General features: G+C 69.8%; 12 protein-coding genes. 8 read left to right on the forward strand and 4 right to left on the reverse strand.

The annotated features are described in order from the left end of the window. Window positions 1–288: 288 nt before the first annotated feature. From ACPTTC_RS23410 to ACPTTC_RS23425, 4 genes are read right to left on the reverse strand one after another with little or no spacing between them, the layout of a single operon-like run. Entirely contained in the window at window positions 289–1833 is a 1545-nt protein-coding gene (locus tag ACPTTC_RS23410; RefSeq protein ID WP_423394107.1) for a TolC family protein, read from the reverse strand. After that, the gene (locus ACPTTC_RS23415) at window positions 1820–3985 is read right to left on the reverse strand and encodes an FUSC family protein (protein WP_423394108.1); all 2166 of its coding nucleotides are present in this window, start codon (window positions 3983–3985) and stop codon (window positions 1820–1822) included. Before ACPTTC_RS23415 ends, ACPTTC_RS23410 begins: the two co-directional genes overlap by 14 nt. After that, on the reverse strand, window positions 3966–5015 hold the full coding sequence (gene mdtN, locus ACPTTC_RS23420) for a multidrug transporter subunit MdtN (RefSeq protein ID WP_175968683.1): 1050 nt from the start codon (window positions 5013–5015) through the stop codon (window positions 3966–3968). The genes ACPTTC_RS23415 and mdtN overlap by 20 nt, the downstream gene beginning before the upstream one ends. Beyond that, window positions 5012–5305, reverse strand: a complete 294-nt coding sequence (locus ACPTTC_RS23425) for a hypothetical protein (protein WP_175957753.1) — start codon at window positions 5303–5305, stop codon at window positions 5012–5014. Before ACPTTC_RS23425 ends, mdtN begins: the two co-directional genes overlap by 4 nt. An 859-nt stretch (window positions 5306–6164) precedes the next feature. On the opposite strand from ACPTTC_RS23425, the gene ACPTTC_RS23430 reads away from it, so the two are divergent. The 8 genes from ACPTTC_RS23430 (at window position 6165) to ACPTTC_RS23465 (ending at window position 17012) form a co-directional block, all read left to right on the forward strand. Further along, window positions 6165–7313, forward strand: coding sequence for a metallophosphoesterase (locus ACPTTC_RS23430; protein WP_423394109.1), 1149 nt, complete (start codon window positions 6165–6167; stop codon window positions 7311–7313). Between the two features lie 209 nt (window positions 7314–7522). Next, a complete protein-coding gene (locus ACPTTC_RS23435; RefSeq protein WP_423394110.1) occupies window positions 7523–8128 on the forward strand; it encodes an alpha-ketoglutarate-dependent dioxygenase AlkB family protein in 606 nt (201 codons plus the stop codon). A gap of 339 nt (window positions 8129–8467) precedes the next feature. Further along, complete coding sequence (locus tag ACPTTC_RS23440; RefSeq protein WP_059585120.1) at window positions 8468–8674, forward strand: hypothetical protein; 207 nt, start codon at window positions 8468–8470, stop codon at window positions 8672–8674. 320 nt (window positions 8675–8994) lie between these two features. Beyond that, complete coding sequence (gspI, locus tag ACPTTC_RS23445) at window positions 8995–9426, forward strand: type II secretion system minor pseudopilin GspI (RefSeq protein ID WP_423394111.1); 432 nt, start codon at window positions 8995–8997, stop codon at window positions 9424–9426. Then, on the forward strand, window positions 9410–10078 hold the full coding sequence (locus tag ACPTTC_RS23450; RefSeq protein ID WP_423394112.1) for a PulJ/GspJ family protein: 669 nt from the start codon (window positions 9410–9412) through the stop codon (window positions 10076–10078). The genes gspI and ACPTTC_RS23450 overlap by 17 nt, the downstream gene beginning before the upstream one ends. A 188-nt stretch (window positions 10079–10266) precedes the next feature. Beyond that, complete coding sequence (locus tag ACPTTC_RS23455) at window positions 10267–12489, forward strand: tetratricopeptide repeat protein (protein ID WP_423394113.1); 2223 nt, start codon at window positions 10267–10269, stop codon at window positions 12487–12489. Between the two features lie 42 nt (window positions 12490–12531). After that, a complete protein-coding gene (locus ACPTTC_RS23460) occupies window positions 12532–14775 on the forward strand; it encodes a tetratricopeptide repeat protein (RefSeq protein WP_423394114.1) in 2244 nt (747 codons plus the stop codon). Then, complete coding sequence (locus ACPTTC_RS23465) at window positions 14772–17012, forward strand: tetratricopeptide repeat protein (protein WP_423394115.1); 2241 nt, start codon at window positions 14772–14774, stop codon at window positions 17010–17012. Before ACPTTC_RS23460 ends, ACPTTC_RS23465 begins: the two co-directional genes overlap by 4 nt. Window positions 17013–17033 lie beyond the last annotated feature (21 nt).

Here is a 17033-nt window from a genome sequence, read left to right on the forward strand (position 1 = left end):
TAGGCGCGCGTGCCGTTTCGCGTCGCAGCGGCGCAAGGCCGAAGGCGACGCGAAGATGGGCGTCATCGCGCGGTACTGTACCGCGCGAATGCGTCATTCAGTGTGAAACGGGGGTGTGCGGCTCGCGGAACGCGAGCCCGGCAGGAGAACTGCGGCGGACAGGCGTTCAGGCGGCAAGCGGCGCACGCAACGAAGTGCTGCAACTGTCCACGATGGTTCCTGAAGGGAGAATTGGCGGCATTCTAGTGGGCGGCGGGCGCATGCGTCAACCGCCTCGCGGCGGTCGAGCTACTGCGCCGAGCCGATCGTCCCCGTCGCAAGCGCGAGCGCGGCGGCAGCGGACAGCGCCCCGGCATAGCTGTCGACCTCCGCGTTGCGGGCGGCCAGCAACTGGCTTTGCGCGATCGTCGCATCGGTGACCGAACCGACGCCGTTCCGGTACGCGGTCAGCGCCGCGTCGTAACTCGTCTGCGCGGCATCGACGAGCGCCTTCGCGGCGTCGTGCGACGCAAGGCTCGTCTGTACCGCGTTCTGTGCGGCGACGACCTGGCGAACGGCTTCCTCCTTGGTTCGCGTGAGGCGCGCGGAGGCGCTTTCCGCATCGTTGCGCGCCTGCATCAGCACCGCCGAACGCAGGCCACCGTCGTACAGCGGAATCGTCACGCCGAGGAACACGCCGCCGCCGTAGCGGCTGCCGTTCAGGTTGACGGTCGGCGCCTGGTCTCCGATCGCGGGCAGCGCGGAGATGGACGTGCCGCCGCTCGCGTACGACGTCGACGCGGACAGGAAGATCTTCGGCATGAACGCGGCTTCCGCGGCCTTGATTTTCGCGCGATTGGCCTGTTCAAGCGCGAACGCGCCCTGCAGGTCGGGGCGGCGCGCGATCGCATCCGACACGATCGCGTCGACCGACGCGCCGAGTGCGGGCGGCAGCGGCCGCTTCGGCTGCGCGGCGATGGTCGGCTTCGACAGCGGCGAGATGCCGAGTGCGGAGACGAGGGCGAGGTAGCCGTCGCTCTCCGTGCCGTTCGCCTGCACGAGCGCGAGGTTGGCCTGCGCGCGATTCTGCGTCGCCTGCGCGAGCTCGACGACCGTGCCGACGCCGTGCTTGAGACGCGCGCGGGAGGCCGCGAGGATCGCATCCGCGTTCGCGAGGCCCTGCCGGGCGCTGAGCGCGCGCGATCGTGCGGCTTCGTAGCGGTAGTACGCGACGGTCACGTCGTGGATCACCTGCTGGTGTACGGCCGTGAACGCGACGTTCGATGCGATCGACGCCTGCTCGGCCGCTTCGACGCGCGCCGCGCGGCCGCCGAAATCGAACAGCAGCCATTGCAGCGACAGCGCGGAGATGGTGCCGTGCACGGTGGAGTTGCTCGACGAATCGCCGAGGATCGACGATGTCGTGCCGTGATTTGCCTGGTACCCGCCCATGGCCGTCGCGGACAGCCTCGGCAGGTAGGCGGTCTTGGCGAGGCCGACCGCCAGCGCGGCGTTGCGCGCGTCGTTCCACGCGATGCGGGTCAGCGGGTTCGCCGATTCGGCGAGATCGATCAGCTCGGGCAGCGTGTACGCGTGCGCGGCATCGAGCGCGGCCGGCGGCGAGACTGACGCGAGCGCGGGCGACGCGGGCAGCGTGTAGTCGTGCGAACCTTGTGCGGACGCGCGCGGTGGGCCCGGCACGATGTCGCCCGCGGCCGACGTTTGTGGCTGCCACGGGCGATCGGACGCCTCCGGCGCCAGATCGATCGACGACGTCGCGCAGCCGGCCAGCGCGACGGCGGTCGCGAGGGCGGCGGCGGCGATCGAGGCGGCCGGCGGTTCAGGTAGGCGCATGGGGGGCAGGCTCCTTCGGTGTGGCTTGACGGGCGGCATCGGCGATGCGCGCGAGCCGCGTGTCGATCAGGTTCAGCAGCGCGTCGCGTGCGGGGTCGGTTGGGGCGGCGCGCGGCGGGGTGGCCAATGGCGCGGATGGTGCTTCATGGGGCGCGGCTTCGTCGTCGCGCGGTTCGGTCACGCGGGCGAGCTGCGCGCCGAGCGCCGCGTCGCCGGGCTTGCGTTCGGCGAGCAGGAACAGCGGGCCTTCGAGCGCGCCGAGTTCCGCGAGCGCGCGCCGCCGCGTGGCGAGCCACGTCGCAGCCGGGCGCACCCACGACGGTTCATAGTGGACCAGCCCGAGCTCCTGCGTGATCGCGCCGTGGCGGGCGAACGCTTCAGCCGCGAGCGCGCGCCGCTCGGCCGGCTGCACGACCTGCGCGAGGCGCCGCCACTGGTCGATCAGCGCGGCGAGCCCGACGTCGATCTGCTTGCCGATGCTGACGGGCCAGATGCGCGTGAACACGAGATACACGACGACGTTGCCGAGCAGGATGCCGATCGTGCGATCGCGCGCAATCGTGAGGTCGAAGCCGGGGCCGGCGCCCTGGATCACGCACAGGAAAAATGCGAACGCGATCTGGAAGCCGGCATACGCGATGCGTGGCGAGCCGAATGCGACCCACGCGGCGAGCCACGCGCCGGCGAACACCAGCGCCATCAGGTGGCCGACCGACGATAGCGACGGCACGACGAAGACGAGCGCCGCCGTGCCGAGCAGCGCGCCGACGATACAGCCGAAGATCCGCAGCGTGAGCTTCTCGACCGTCTCGGCCGTCGAGCCGAGCGACACGATGTAGCAGGTGACGACGCATGTATGGATGCCCGACCAGTCGAGCTGCGAATACAGCAGGTAGCAGAAGATCGCCGCGGCGGTCGTCTTCAGCGCGTAGCGGATGTGGTCGGGATTGGTGCGCGCGTCGGGCAGGAAGAAGCCGCCGCGTGGCGCGGGGGGCGGGGCGGCTGCGGATCCGGATGCGTCGGGTGCTGTCGTCGGAGTCGATGAAGCCGATGAAGCCGATGAAGCCGATGAAGCCGATGAAGCCGATGAAGCCGATGAAGCCGATGAAGCCGATGAAGCCGATGAAGCCGATGAAGCCGATGAAGCCGATGAAGCCGATGAAGCGACATGGGTCGTTGCGGCCGGTTCCGCGAAATGCGTGATCGCTGCGTGGAGATTGGTCACAGCAACACGCGCGAGCGGCGGCAGCATGTCGGTCGGCGGGAGCGCGAGCGTCACGTCGACCGGGTAGCCGCCCTGGTCGAGGATGTCGGCCATCTCGTCGAGCGTCGCGGCGATCGGTGTGGCATATGCGTCGGGCAGACGCGCGTCCGGTTCGCGATCGGCCAGCGCGACGCCAACGAGCAGCGCGGTGCTCGATGCCACGGCCTGCCGCAACGCCGCGAAGTCGGCGGCGGACGACGAGCCTTCGAGTTTCGACAGCTTGAGCCACGTGAGCAGTTGCTTGTCGCCTTCATGCAGGCTGGCGTCGAATGCGTCGCGCGCCGCATCGTCGCCGCGCAGCCGCTGCGCGGCAAGCCGCAAGCGCTTCGCGAGTTGCGCGTGCGCGAGCTTGCGCGGCAACGGTGCGATCAGCAGGTTGACGACGATCGCGACACCGACCGGGATCGCGATCGTCAGCCAGATGTACAGCAGCGCACGCGTCGCAGCTTCGCCGAACGGTGCGAGGCCGAGCTGGTCGAGCCCGAAGCCGACGATCATCGCGAGGATCGCGCCGACCGGGCGCAGCTTGCTGGCCGACGTCAGGTACAGGAGGCCGACCGACAGCACGGCCATGCACGCGACGCGCAGGATCGAATAGTCGATGCTGAAGATAGCGATGCCGAGCACGAGCCCGATCACGATCGTGACGATCACCAGCAGCGCGGCAGCGAGCACGACGCTCATCACGCGGTCGGTACGGATCATGAAGAACACGACGTACGCGGACAGCGCGGCTTCGGGCGTGCCGTAGGCGGCCGTCACGAGCGCGGTCAGCGCGCAGATCAGCGCAACCCGCACGGCAATCGACATGCGCCCCGGAAACGGCGCGAGCAGTCGCAGGACTTCGCGCGGGCCCGGCGAGCGAACCTCAGCGGCAGGCAGTGCCATGCCGGACCTCGACGATCGCACTGGCGCCGACGCGCACGAGCGTGCCGTCGGGTTCGTCGAGCTTCACGCGTACGGGGAAGCGCTGCGCGACGTGCACCCAGTTCACCGAGTTTTGCACGATCGGCAGCGTGCGCGGCAGGTTGATGCGGGCGCTGTCGGCGATGCCTGCACCGATGCCGACGACCTTGCCCGTCAGCGGGCGGCTGCGGTCGATCATCGAATAGACGGTCGCGCAGTCGCCGACCGCGATGCGGCTCAGCGACGTCTCGCGGAAGTTGCCGACGGCGAACCATTCGCTCGCGTCGATCAGCGTGAAGATCGACTGGTTCGGCGCAAGGGTTTCGCCGGCGAGCACGCTCAGGCCCGTCACGAGGCCATCGTGCGGCGCGCGCACGACGGTGTCTTCGAGCGCGTGCTGCGCGCGGGCCAGCGCGGCCTCGCGCGCATGCAGCGTCGCGATCGCGTCGGCCTCGTCGCCGATCGTCTGCGCGGACGCGCGCTGCTGTTCCTGTGCCTGCGTGAGCGATACGGCCGCGTCGCGCTGGCGGACCTTCGCCTGGTCGAACTGCTGCGCGCTGACGTAGCCCTGCGCGGCGAGCGGTGCTAGCCGGTTCACGTCGCGCGTCGCAAGGTCGTGATTCTGCGTCGCGCGCTTGACCTGCTCGGCGGCCACGGCCGCGTTCGAGCGCTCGCCGATCAGCGAACGGCGGCGCGTGTCGAGCGATGCGCGCGCGAGCTCGAGGTCGGCCTGCGCCTGCGCAACCGTCAACCGGTACGGCACCGGATCGATGACATACAGCAGGTCGCCCTTCGCGACGCGCTGGTTTTCATGCACGGCGAGCTGCACGATGCGGCCGCCGACCGGCGACGCGACGTGCACGACGTCCGCGTCGATCGATGCGTCGTCGGTGGACGGGTAGGCCGTCGTGCGGTGGTACGCGTACACGAGTGCCGCGATGCCGAGCGCGACGATCGCCAGTGCGATCACGCGGCCTTTGATGGAGGGGCGGGCGATGCCGGCGGCCTTCATGCGAACGGCCCCGTGCCGGTGAGCCACACGATTACCGCGACCATGAGCCCGATCGCGGTGCAGACGGCAAGCTGGTAGGGCACCGTGGCGGCCCAGCCGGTCGCGACGAAGACGCGATGCGCGACGATCGCGCCGACGACACCGACGATCGCGCTGACGAGCCAAAGCGGGAAATACGCGCCGAACAGGACGTACGACGGAGCGCCGCGCGATGCGCAGCCCGCGAGCGGCAGGGCTGGCGCCAGGACGGCGGCGACGCGCAAGGGCGCGCGCGGCGTTGTTTTTCTCATGGTGTGACGAGCTCGACGTTGGGGGTGGATGCCGGGCGCGGCGCAATGCGGATCGTCGCCGCGACGACGATTCCAAGATACGGAGCCGATAATAAATCAGCGCGATGCGGACCGCCAGCCACCCGCCCGGCGCACCGTTGGGGGATTGTTGGTCGGGGGCGCGCGTGCGCACGTTCGGCACTGCATTGCTGCGATGATGGTCGGCCCGTCGCGATTCTGCCAGTGGAAGCTCGCGTAGGGTTGCCAACGGGATGTAAAGGATCGTCAGACGAACGAAGGGTGGCTGATTTGCCGTGTCGACGGCGCGGAATCGGTGCGGAAACGGCCGATTGCCGTTCGACCACACGGGAATGTGGCCGATCCGGCAGATCGGGGCCGATGTTGACGAGCAGGGCAGCCGGATTGCGTGTGTGGCGCGGCAGCGCGTCGCGATCGGTGACGCAGATCTGCGGCGGGCGTACGGCGGGGCTGTCTGCTCGCCCGCGAGAGCGACGACGCGCAGTGCCGTCGGCGTTGCATGGCGGCGCGCGGTGCCTGCGGGCAAGACGCGGACATTCGCGTCGATCATCTGGCCGCCGTTCTCGACGTGGCTGGTCCGGATGGGCAAGCGCAGCGTGCGCTGCATCTCGGTAACGAGGGGCTTCGGGAAAGCGTCTACGTCGCTCGCGTCGGGCAGGCCGATGCAGCCGTGGTCAAGTGTGGCGGCGCGCGGCGTCGAGGCCAGGCCGGCGGCCGGTCGTCAAAGTCGCGATCTGTGTACCATCGCACGTATGGCGCGACGCGCGGCACGGAGCCTCTCGGCCTCGTGCGACACGCGACGCGGAAGCGGTATCGGTATCGCAACGAAGGTGAGCGTTCCATGCGAAGTTTCTTTGTCCGGTTCATTGCAATCGGCGTGTTGTTCCATCTGTACGTCGGGATTCGGATCATTCCCGATGCGTTCGCGTCGCCGGTCGCGCGCACGATCGCGGCGCTCGTGCTGGCGAGCTTCGTCGTGCTGATCCCGGTCGGCATGTTCTCGCGGCGCTTCGACGAAGGCTGGGCCGCGACGCTGGCCGGCTGGGCTGGCTCGCTCGTGATGGGCTTCTTCTCGTCGCTGCTCCTGCTGACGTTTCTCCGCGAATTCGTGCTGCTCGGCGTGTTCGGATGGCGGCATCTCGGGCATGACGGCGCGTGGCCCGGCGCCGCGACCGACACGGCGCTCGGCGTGCTGGCCGGTGCGGTGCTCGTCACCGCGATCGGGTTCGTCGGTGCGCGCCGCACGGCCGCGGTCAAGCGTGTGTCGATCCCGGTCGCGGGGCTGCCGGCCGGGCTCGACGGGCTGACGATCGTGCAACTGTCCGACATCCACGTCGGGCCGACGATCAAGCGGCCCTATGTCGAACGGATCGTGCGCGCGGTCAACGCGCTCGATGCCGACCTCGTCGTCGTGACGGGCGACGTGGTCGACGGCTCGGTCCAGCGCCTGCGCGAGCACACGGCGCCGCTCGGCCGCATGCAGTCGCGGCATGGCAGCTTCCTGGTGACGGGCAACCACGAGTATTACGCGGGCGCGCATGCGTGGATCGACGAATTCCGGCGCATCGGGTTGACGGTGCTGCTCAACGAGCACGTGCTGATCGAGCACGACGGTGCACACGCGGTGCTCGCGGGCGTCACCGATTTCACGGCGGGCGGGTTCGATCCCGCCCATCGCAGCGACCCCGTTCAGGCGCTGGCGGGTGCGCCGCGCGACGTCGGCACGAAGATCCTGCTCGCGCACCAGCCGCGCAGCGCGGAAGCGGCGAATCGCGCCGGCTTTACCGTGCAGTTGTCGGGGCATACGCACGGCGGCCAGTTCCTGCCATGGCCGCCGTTCGTGCGGCTGCAGCAGCCGGTGATCGGCGGGCTGAGCCGCTTCGGCGACCTGTGGCTCTATACGAGCCGCGGCACCGGATACTGGGGGCCGCCGAACCGCTTCGGCGTGCCGTCCGAGATCACGCTGATCCGGCTGACGCGCGGCGGGTAGGGCCGGCCGGCAGGGCGGAAGAAAGAAAGCGGCCCCCTCGGCAAGGCGGGCCGCGACACGCCGCGATGATGGCGTGATGCGCGAACCCGCTTCGCGTGGCGCGGCGAATTCCTCTCACCAGCGAATGACAGCGCATGGCAGCGGGCGACGCCGTTGGCTAGTATGCAGGCATGCACTGTTCGCTCCGTTCTTCGCCCGCTTCCCTCGACATGTCGACGCCCGATCTCTTCGCTGACACGCCCGCGCCCGACGTGGACTGGTACCCGGCTTGGCTGGCGCCGTCCGATGCCGATCGCGCGCTGGCCGCGTTGATCGGCGAGGTCGCGTGGCAACAGGACACGATCCGCACGCCGCGCGGACGCATTCCGTTGCCGCGGCTGACCGCATGGCAGGGCGAGCCGGATGCCGTCTACGTCTACTCGGGGATCCGCAACGTGCCGGCGCCGTGGACGCCGGCCGTGCTCGACCTGAAGCGCGCGGTCGAGGCGACGTGCGGCGCGCGTTTCAACAGCGTGCTGCTCAATCGCTACCGCAACGGGCTGGACAGCCTCGGCTGGCATGCGGACAACGAGCCCGAGCTTGGCGATGCGCCGGTGATCGCATCGGTGAGCCTCGGTGCGATGCGGGTGTTCGACCTTCGCCATCGCCGGACGGGTGTCACGCATGCGTATCGCCTCGGGCATGGCAGCCTGCTCGTGATGCGTGGCCGCACACAGGCCGAGTGGCAGCATCGCGTGCCGAAGGCGCCGGGCGTGCAGGGCGAGCGCGTGAACCTGACGTTCCGCTACGTGATGCCGGCCGGCACGGGCCGGTAACCCCCTCGTCGTTGAGGTGCGGGGAGCGCCGGGCGCTTCGCGCCCCGTTTTTACGATTCACGGGCGACCGAGGCAGGCAAGCGGTCGAATGTGCGGCACGTTGCCGCATGACCGCTGAGCCGGGCGTGCTGACATGGCGCTGAGGCCCGTGCCATATGGGCTTCAGGTAAATTTGATCGACCGGCCGGTTCCGATAGATGAGTGAAACCTCTGATGGTGCGTCGCAACAATCCTTGGCTAGACTGTTGAATGGCAGAAGCGCGTCGCATCCCGGCGCGATCCTTTCGACATGCCCCAAGCGTTGCCGACGCGGTGCGCAAGGGGGCAGGAGCAAAACGCGTGACTGTATTCGACCCTTCCTTCGAACCCTCGCTGCACGTCTTTGAACAAGACGGCGGATGGCAATGGGCGCTGACGGTGAAGCGGGCGACCGGCGTCGGCGTGAAAGTCGTCGCGTTCAGCCGGGAAGGCTTTCGCGGCGAAGCCGAGGCCTACGCCGCCGGCCAGCTTGCCCGCGCCGAGTATGACGCCGCCGTGACGGCCTGACGCCGTCGCGTCGATTCCACCCGAGGATCGTCTTCACTGTTCACCGCCCGCCGCCGGGCGGTTTTTCCCAATCGTTTTCAGATTTTCGCTTGCCCGAGCGTCGTGCTGCGCGACGCGCGACAGCGCATGCGGCGTTCCTGCGCGCCGGTTCGTCCGCGCTCGCCGCGCCAAATGGTCCGTACCATTCGACACGTGTGTGCCATACGCTGCGCTTAACGTCCCTGCACGGCGCCCGTCGCGCCGGCGATGCGGCGTCGCGCCGCGATTTGAACGCCGGACGCCGGACGCCGGACGACGACCCATCGACAAGAATGCAGGTCATGTGCGACGACAGAACCGACTACAACCGCCATGCGCGTGGCGGATCGCGCACGGCGCGGGCGCCGGAACGGGGATTCACGCTGATCGAGGTGCTGATCGCGCTGGCGATCGTCGCCGTGGCGCTCGGCGCCGTGATGCGCGCGATCGGCGCGCTCGCATCGGATACCGACATGGCGCGCATGCGCCTGCTCGCGTTATGGAGCGCCGACAATGCGCTCGGCGAGATCCGCATCGCATCGACCTGGCCGTCCGTCGGCTCGAACACGTTTGCATGTCCGCAGGGCCGCTACCGCTTCGTGTGCCGCCAGTCGGTGGCCGCGCTGCCGAGCCCGCTCGTGCGTCGCGTGACGGTGAGCGTGTATCCGTCCTCATCGAGCCGCAACGTGCTCGCCGAAGTCGTCACGGTGATCCAGAATGAAGCGCGCCGCTGACCCGCGTGCGGTGGCGCGTGACCGTGCCCGCGGCTTCACGCTGATCGAAATGCTGGTCGCGATCGCGCTGCTCGCCGTGATCGCGCTGCTGTCGTGGCGCGGCCTCGATGCGACGATCCGCGGCCGCGACGATATCGCGTCGAATCTGGCGCAAACGCGTCTGCTCGGCCGCTACTTCTCTCAACTGCAGTTCGACCTGACGAACCTCGTCACGCCCGACGAAGTGTTCGGGCCGCCGCTGCGCATCCGTCCGGGCGAACTCGTGATGGTGCGCCATCTTGGTGTCGGCGGCGGGCCGACGCAGATGCAGGTGGTGCGCTACCAGCTCAACGGGCGCGAGCTCGTGCGCAGTGCGTCGCAGCCGCTCGCGTCGCTCGCCGACGTCGACGACGCGCTGCATCACATGGATGCGTTCGCGCGCGTGGTGGTCAGCAATGATGCGCGCTCGATGCAGCTTTCCGTGTGGATCCCGCCCGGCGGATGGACGACGAGCCAGGCCGCCATCGAACAGTCCTATGCGCAGTTTCTCGCGCAGCATGGCATCAGCAACTCGACGTCGATCGGCGTGCCGGTGCCGCGCGGGGTGCGCTTCTCGGTGACGATGGGCGCGCCGGCGGTCGAATACGTGCGGACGATCCCGATCGGCCAGTAAGCGCAGGATGCCGTCCGGTGCACGCGGCCAGGCCCCGACAGCCGTTCCGTCCCCCGGACAAAATGGTCCGTAACTTTCGTCATACGTCTGTTATTGGCCGTCCGTTAGTCTCGTCACGAGCATGACCGACGCGACCGGTTTCATCGACCGGCTCAGCGGCGGCATCGGCAAACGGGAAGGGGGCGAACGTGACGGTCGAGCACCGGCATGATGCACACGCGGGCGCGTCGGGACACGGCGCACCCGGGCAATGGCAGTCGGCGGCGCTTCTGGGCCGCGCACAGCAGTGGCACGGCGCCGGTCGCTTCGACGACGCGGCACGGGACTACCTCGCGGTGCTCGCGAAGGAGCCCGATCATCCGCAGGCGCTGCATCTGTACGGCGTGCTGCAATTCCAGCGCGGTGCGGCCGATCAGGCCGAAGCGCTGCTGCGCCAGTCGATCGCGATCGCGCCGGACGTGCGCGCGCTGTCGGATCTCGGCGCGATCGTCGGCGAGCGCGGCCGCATCGACGAGGCGCTCGGGCTTTTCGCGACCGCGCTGCGCGCAGCGCCCGACGACGTGCAGACGCTCGTGCGCCACGGCAATACGTTGATCGGCCTGCGCCGCTACGACGACGCGCTTGCGTCGTTCGATCGTGCGCTCGCGGTGTCGCCGCTCGTGCTCGACGCGCTCTGCAATCGCGGCGGCGCGCTGCGTGCGCTCGGCCGCCTCGACGACGCACTCGACACCTACGACCGCGCACTGATGGTCGATCCGCAATCGTTCGAATCGTGGTTCAACCGCGGGCTCGTGCTGCGCGAGTTGCGGCGCGCGGCCGATGCGCTGCACTGCTTCGATCGCGCGAACGCGATCCGGCCGGGCGTCGCCGCGATCGTGACGGAGCGCGGCCGTACGCTCGCCGAGCTCGACCGTCTGAACGAGGCGCTTGCCGCCTTCAACGACGCGCTCGCGGCCGATCCCGAGCGGCTCGACACACTCTGCGACAGCGCGGCCGTACTCGAACGGCTGGGGCGCGCGGACGAAGCGCTGGCGCGTTGCGAGCGGGCGCTGGCGCTCGATCCGGAGCATGTCCGCGCACTCGCGGGCCGCGGCAACACGCTGCTGCAACTCGAGCGTCACGACGACGCACTCGACAGCTACGAACGGGCGCTGGCCATCGATCCGCGCTCGGCCGACACGCTGTGCAATCGCGGCACCGTGCTGCGCGACCTGCAGTGCTTCGACGCGGCGCTTGCCAGCTACGATGCCGCGCTGGCGCTCGACCCGCATTTCGCCGAAGCGTGGACGAACCGCGGCAACGTGCTGCGGGACCTGCATCGCTACGACGAAGCGATCGCGTCGGTCGATCGTGCGCTTGCGCTGCGTCCCGAGGTCGCCACGAACTGGCTGGCTCGCGGCGACCTGCTTGCCGAGACGCGGAAGGTGGATGAAGCGTTCACCGCCTTCGATCGCGCGCTCGCGCTGCAACCCGGCTTCGCCGCCGCACACTGCGCGCGTGCAGCACTGCACCTGACGGAAGGCGACTTCGCGCGCGGCTGGCGCGAGTATGAATGGCGGCTGCGCGATACGCCGTTCGCGCGCCATGCGCGACCGTTCACGCAACAGGTGTGGTGCGGCGATGAACCGCTCGACGGCAAGACGATCCTGATCCATGCGGAGCCGGGCATCGACGACACGCTGCAGTTCTGCCGCTATGTCCCGCTCGTCGCGGCGCGCGGCGCACGCGTGGTGCTCGAGGTGCCGCCGTCGTTGCGCGTGCTGATGGCGTCGCTCACCGGTGCGGTTCATGTGATCGCGCGCGGCGAGCCGCTTCCCGCCTTCGACTGCCATGTGCCGCTGCCGAGTCTGCCGCACGCGTTTCGCACCGACCTGGGCACGATTGCGCGCACCGCTGCCTACCTGCATGCGGATCCGCGGCGCATACGCCGGTGGGACACGCTGCTCGGCGAACGGCGCAGGCTGCGTGTCGGGCTTGCCTGGGCGAGCGAGCCGGCGCGACGGGCTGACGCCGGCCGGTCGATCGATGTCGCGCGACTCGCGCCGCTGTTCGATCTCGACGTCGACTGGATCAGCCTGCAGACACCACTGGATGAACGCGACGCCGCGTGGCTGGCGGATGCGCCGGTGCGCCGCGTCGACGACGCGCTCGGTGATTTCGCGGACCGGGCCGCATTGATCGGCGCGCTGGATCTCGTGATCGCGACCGATTCCGCGGTCGCGCATCTGGCGGGTGCGCTGGGCGCGCGCGTCTGGGTGCTGTTGCCCGACCCGCCGGCGTGGCGCTGGATGCGCGCGCGTGACGACAGCCCGTGGTATCCGTCCGCGCGGCTGTTTCGCCAGCCGGCACCCGGCAACTGGGCCGAGGCGATCGACGCGGTGCGTGCCGCGCTCGAACCGATGACACGTTAGACACGACACGCGATACGAACAGCGATCAGTGGGGGCCACACGATGACACCGAACGGGGAAGGGACGACATTGGCGAGCGCGACGGTCGCGCCGGAGCGCCGTCCGCCCGACACCATGCAGCTCGAACGCCTGCTCGTGCGCGCACGCAAGGCGCATCACGAGGGCGCGCTGCAGCATGCGGAGCATGCGTATGCCGAGCTGCTGGCGCTCGATCCCGAGCATCCGGAGGCGCTGCACCTGCTCGGCGCGGTGCGCTTCCAGCAGGGGCGGCTCGACGATGCCGAGCCGCTGATGCGGCGCTCGGTCGAGCGCCAGCCGGTGCCGCTCGCGCTCGCGAACTACTCGGCCGTGCTGGCCGGGCTCGGGCGCGAGCACGATGCGCTCGCGCGGCTCGACGAGGCGCTCGCGATCAATCCCGTGCACCAGCGCGTGCTGTTCCAGCGGGCCGGGCTGCTCGCGCAACTCGCACGGTACGACGAAGCGTGCGCGGTCTATGATCGCCTCCTCGAACTCACGCCCGGGTTCGCCGACGGTTACGTGAAACGCAGCGACATGCTGCGCGCACTCGGCCGCTTCGACGCTGCGCTTGCCGATTGCGATCGCGCGATCGCGCTCGCGGGCCGCACGTTCGACGCGATGCGCGCACGCGGGCTCGCACTGCGCGAGCTCGGCCGCTTCCGCGAAGCGGCAGACAGCTATGGTCACGCGCTTGCCCTGCGACCGGGCAGCGCCGACGCGCTGTTCCTGCGCGGCGTCGCGTATCTCGACCTGCACGACCCCGAATACGCGCTGGCGGATTTCAATGCGGCGATCGCGGCGAGCCCGACGTTCGTCGATGCAATCTTCAACAGCTCGATCGCGCTCGAACAGCTCGGCCGGCACGACGAGGCGCTGGTGCGCTGCGACCGCGCGCTCGCGCTCGACCCGCGCCATGCGCGCTCGCTCGCCAATCGCGGCAATGCGGCGAGCCATCTGGGCCGCTTCGCGGATGCGGTCGACAGCTATGCGCGTGCGCTCGACGTCGAGCCGGGCAGCACGGGCGTGCTGTGCAACTACGCGAGCGCGCTGATGCAGGTGGCGCGACACGACGATGCGCACGACATGTGCGATCGCGCGCTGGCGATCGATCCGCACTATGTGCCCGCATCGTTCACGCGTGCGCGTGTGCGGCTCGAAACGCATCGCTACGACGACGCGCTCGACGATCTCGCGCGCGTGATCGCCGCGACGCCGCGCGACAAGCTTGCGCATTTCCATCGCGGCAACGCGTTGCGCGCGCTGCGGCGGCACGAGGATGCGCTGCACGCGTATGCGGAAGCGATCGACATCGATCCCGACGATGCGCCCGCGCACTGCATGCGCGCGTTCCTGTGCCTGTCGACCGGCGACTTCGAGGCCGGCTGGGCCGAATACGAATGGCGCTGGCGCGACAGCCAGCTCGACGGCAGCCGGCGCGATTTCGCGCAGCCGCGCTGGACGCACGGGATGCCGCTCGACGGGCAGACGATCCTGCTGTATCCGGAGCAGGGGCTCGGCGACACGCTGCAGTTCTGCCGCTATGTGCCGCTGGTGAAGGCGCTCGGCGCACGCGTCGTGGTCGAGGCGCCAGTCGAGCTGAAGGCGCTGTTCGCGACGCTCGACGGCATCGACGTGCTCGTCGCGCGCGGTGACCCGCTGCCACCGTTCGACCTGCATTGCCCGCTGTTGAGCCTGCCGCTCGAATTCCGCACCGACCTGTCGTCGATCCCGGCGAGTGTGCCGTACCTGCGCGCCGATCCCGCGCGGGTCGAACACTGGCGCGTGCGGCTGGGCGCGGCTGACCGGCCGCGCATCGGCCTCGTGTGGTCCGGCAACCCGCTGCACGTGAACGACCGCAATCGCTCGATCGCGTTCGCCGACCTGTTGCCGCTGCTCGATGAGCGCTACGAATGGATCAGCCTGCAGAAGGTGATCCGCGACGAGGATCGCGCGGTGCTCGATGCGAGCCCGATTCGCTTCGTCGGCGACGAACTGACGGATTTCGCGGAAACGGCCGCGCTGGTCGACGCGATGGATGCGGTGATCAGTGTCGATACGTCGGTCGCGCACCTGGCCGGCGCGCTCGGTCGGCCGCTCGCGGTGATGCTGCCGTACACGCCCGATTTCCGCTGGCTGCTCGATCGCGACGACAGCCCGTGGTATCCGGGTGCGCGACTGTTCCGTCAGCCCGAGGGCGGACAGTGGGCGCCGGTCGTCGAGCGGCTGCGCGACGCGTTGCCGGCGCTGGTGGCGGGAGCGTCGCGATGAGCACGGCGCAGGCACCGGCGTTCGGCGCGGGTGCCGCGCCGCTGCGGGCCGCCGTCGACGATGCGCTGCGCAATGCGCGCGCGCGACTCGAGCAACGCGATTACGCGGGCGCGAAACGGCTCTACGAGGGCGTGCTGGCGATGAACCCCGATCACGTCGAGGCGCTGCATCTGCTCGGGTTCGTGCATCTTCAACTCGGCGACGCCGTGCGCGCGGAGCCGTTGATCGCGCGCTCGATGCGATCCGGGCTGAATCACCCGTGGAATTTCGTGAATCACGCACAGGCGCTGAGCGGCACGGGCCGTCATCGTGAAGCGCTCGACGCGGCCGCGCAGGCGCTCGCGCGCGATCCCGGCCATGCGCCGGCCTACGCGGCGCGCGGCGACGCGCTGCATGCGCTCGGCCGGCATGGCGAAGCGGTCGGCGCCTACGATCTTGCGCTGACGCGTGAGCCGGGCCGCGCGGTGTCGTGGGTCCGGCGCGGCGAGGCATTGCGCGCGCTCGGCCGGCCCGCCGACGCACTGATCAGCATCGAGCGCGCGTTGCGGCTCGATCCTGACGACCCGGCAGCCCTTGCGGAACGCGGTCATGCGTTGCGTGCGCTGGGTCGCGGCGAAGCGGCGCTGCATTGCTTTCAGCTTGCGATGGTGGTGCGCGGCAAGACGCCCGATCTCGCCTACGCGTGTGGCTATACGCTGATCGAACTGGGGCGTCCGGCCGAAGCGCTGGCGTGTCTCGACGAAGCGCTCGCGCGGATGCCGGACGACGTGCAACTGCTGTTCGTGAGTTGTGTCGCGCTCGACCTGCTGCATTTGCGTGACGCGTTGCTGAAGCGCAGCGACCGGCTACTGGCGCGCGACCGCGACAACGTGGGCGCGTGGGTCGGCCGAGGGAACGCGCTGCTCGGGCTGAGGCGGCACGAGGAAGCCGCGCACGCGTACGGCGAAGCGCTCGCGCGTGCGCCGGCGGATTTCGACGCGCTACGCAACCGGGCCGGCGCGCTGCGGGCGTTCGGCGCGTTCGACGAAGCGCTCGCGCATTACGACCGTGCGCTCGAAGCACGCGGCCCGCACGCGGAAGTGCTGTGCAATCGCGCGATCGCGCTGCAACTGCTGGGCCGCTACGACGATGCGCTCGCGAGTTACGCGGCGGCCATCGATGCGCCTGGCCGGACGGCGCAGGAGATCCATACGCGTGCCGTCGCGCGCCAGCAGCTCGGCGATTACGACGCCGCACTCGCGGATTTCGCGCTGGCCTGCGTACGCGACCCGAATCACGGTGTCGCGCGCCGGTCCGAGGCGTTCTGCCGCCTGGTGATGGGCGACTTCGACGCCGGCTGGTGGCAGCACGAAGCGCGTTGGGACGCCGCCGACGTGACGCTGCACCGGCGTCACGCGGACCGTCCGCAATGGACGGGCGACGAACCGCTCGCCGGCCGCACGCTGCTGCTGCACGCGGAGCAGGGCTTCGGCGACACGCTGCAGTTCTGCCGCTACGCGAGCCTCGCGCACGAGCGCGGCGCGACGGTTGTGGTCGATGCGCCGGCGGCGCTTGCCGACCTGCTCGGCACGCTGCGCGGCGTGAGCCGCGTCGTCGCCGACGGGCAGCCCGCGCCGGCGTTCGATCTGCATTGCCCGATGATGAGCCTGCCGTTCGCGTTCCGCACGACGCTCGACACGGTGCCGGCCGACGTGCCGTACCTGCATGCCGATCCGCAGCGGCGTGCCGCATGGATCGAACGGCTCGATGCGGTTGCTCGGCCGCGACGATTGCGCGTGGGGCTCGCGTGGTCGGGCAATCCGGATCATGCAAACGACGAAAACCGGTCGATGACGTTCGCCGTGCTGGCGCCGCTGCTCGAACTCGATGCGACGTTCGTGAGCCTGCAGGTCGGCGTACGCCCGCGCGACGCCGACGCATTCGCGGCGAGCGGCGTGCTGTCGTTCGAGGCGGAACTGAAGGATTTCGCGGAAACGGCCGCGCTCGTCGACACGCTGGACCTGTTGATCGCCGTCGATACGTCGGTCGTGCACCTGGCCGGTGCGCTGGGCCTCCCGGTGTGGGTGATGCTGCCGCGCGTGCCGGACTGGCGCTGGCTGCTCGAACGCGACGACAGCCCGTGGTACCCGAGCGCGACGTTGTTCCGGCAGGGGCGTCCCGGCGACTGGCCGGCGCTGGTCGAGCGTGTGGCGCAGGCCCTCGCGGCCCGTATCCACGCTTACCGCGACACCGCGTGACCGGCACGGCCGACTGTGACA

Source organism: Burkholderia mycopellens, from assembly GCF_964265025.1.
Classification (GTDB): domain Bacteria; phylum Pseudomonadota; class Gammaproteobacteria; order Burkholderiales; family Burkholderiaceae; genus Burkholderia.

Excerpts from the sequence above, each read along its gene's own strand:
- ACPTTC_RS23410 (WP_423394107.1), bottom strand. The coding sequence starts at position 1,833 with ATGCGCCTACCTGAACCGCCGGCCGCCTCGATCGCCGCCGCCGCCCTC.
- ACPTTC_RS23415 (WP_423394108.1), bottom strand. The coding sequence starts at position 3,985 with ATGGCACTGCCTGCCGCTGAGGTTCGCTCGCCGGGCCCGCGCGAAGTC.
- mdtN (WP_175968683.1), bottom strand. The coding sequence starts at position 5,015 with ATGAAGGCCGCCGGCATCGCCCGCCCCTCCATCAAAGGCCGCGTGATC.
- ACPTTC_RS23425 (WP_175957753.1), bottom strand. The coding sequence starts at position 5,305 with ATGAGAAAAACAACGCCGCGCGCGCCCTTGCGCGTCGCCGCCGTCCTG.
- ACPTTC_RS23430 (WP_423394109.1), top strand. The coding sequence starts at position 6,165 with ATGCGAAGTTTCTTTGTCCGGTTCATTGCAATCGGCGTGTTGTTCCAT.
- ACPTTC_RS23435 (WP_423394110.1), top strand. The coding sequence starts at position 7,523 with ATGTCGACGCCCGATCTCTTCGCTGACACGCCCGCGCCCGACGTGGAC.
- gspI (WP_423394111.1), top strand. The coding sequence starts at position 8,995 with ATGTGCGACGACAGAACCGACTACAACCGCCATGCGCGTGGCGGATCG.
- ACPTTC_RS23450 (WP_423394112.1), top strand. The coding sequence starts at position 9,410 with ATGAAGCGCGCCGCTGACCCGCGTGCGGTGGCGCGTGACCGTGCCCGC.
- ACPTTC_RS23460 (WP_423394114.1), top strand. The coding sequence starts at position 12,532 with ATGACACCGAACGGGGAAGGGACGACATTGGCGAGCGCGACGGTCGCG.
- ACPTTC_RS23465 (WP_423394115.1), top strand. The coding sequence starts at position 14,772 with ATGAGCACGGCGCAGGCACCGGCGTTCGGCGCGGGTGCCGCGCCGCTG.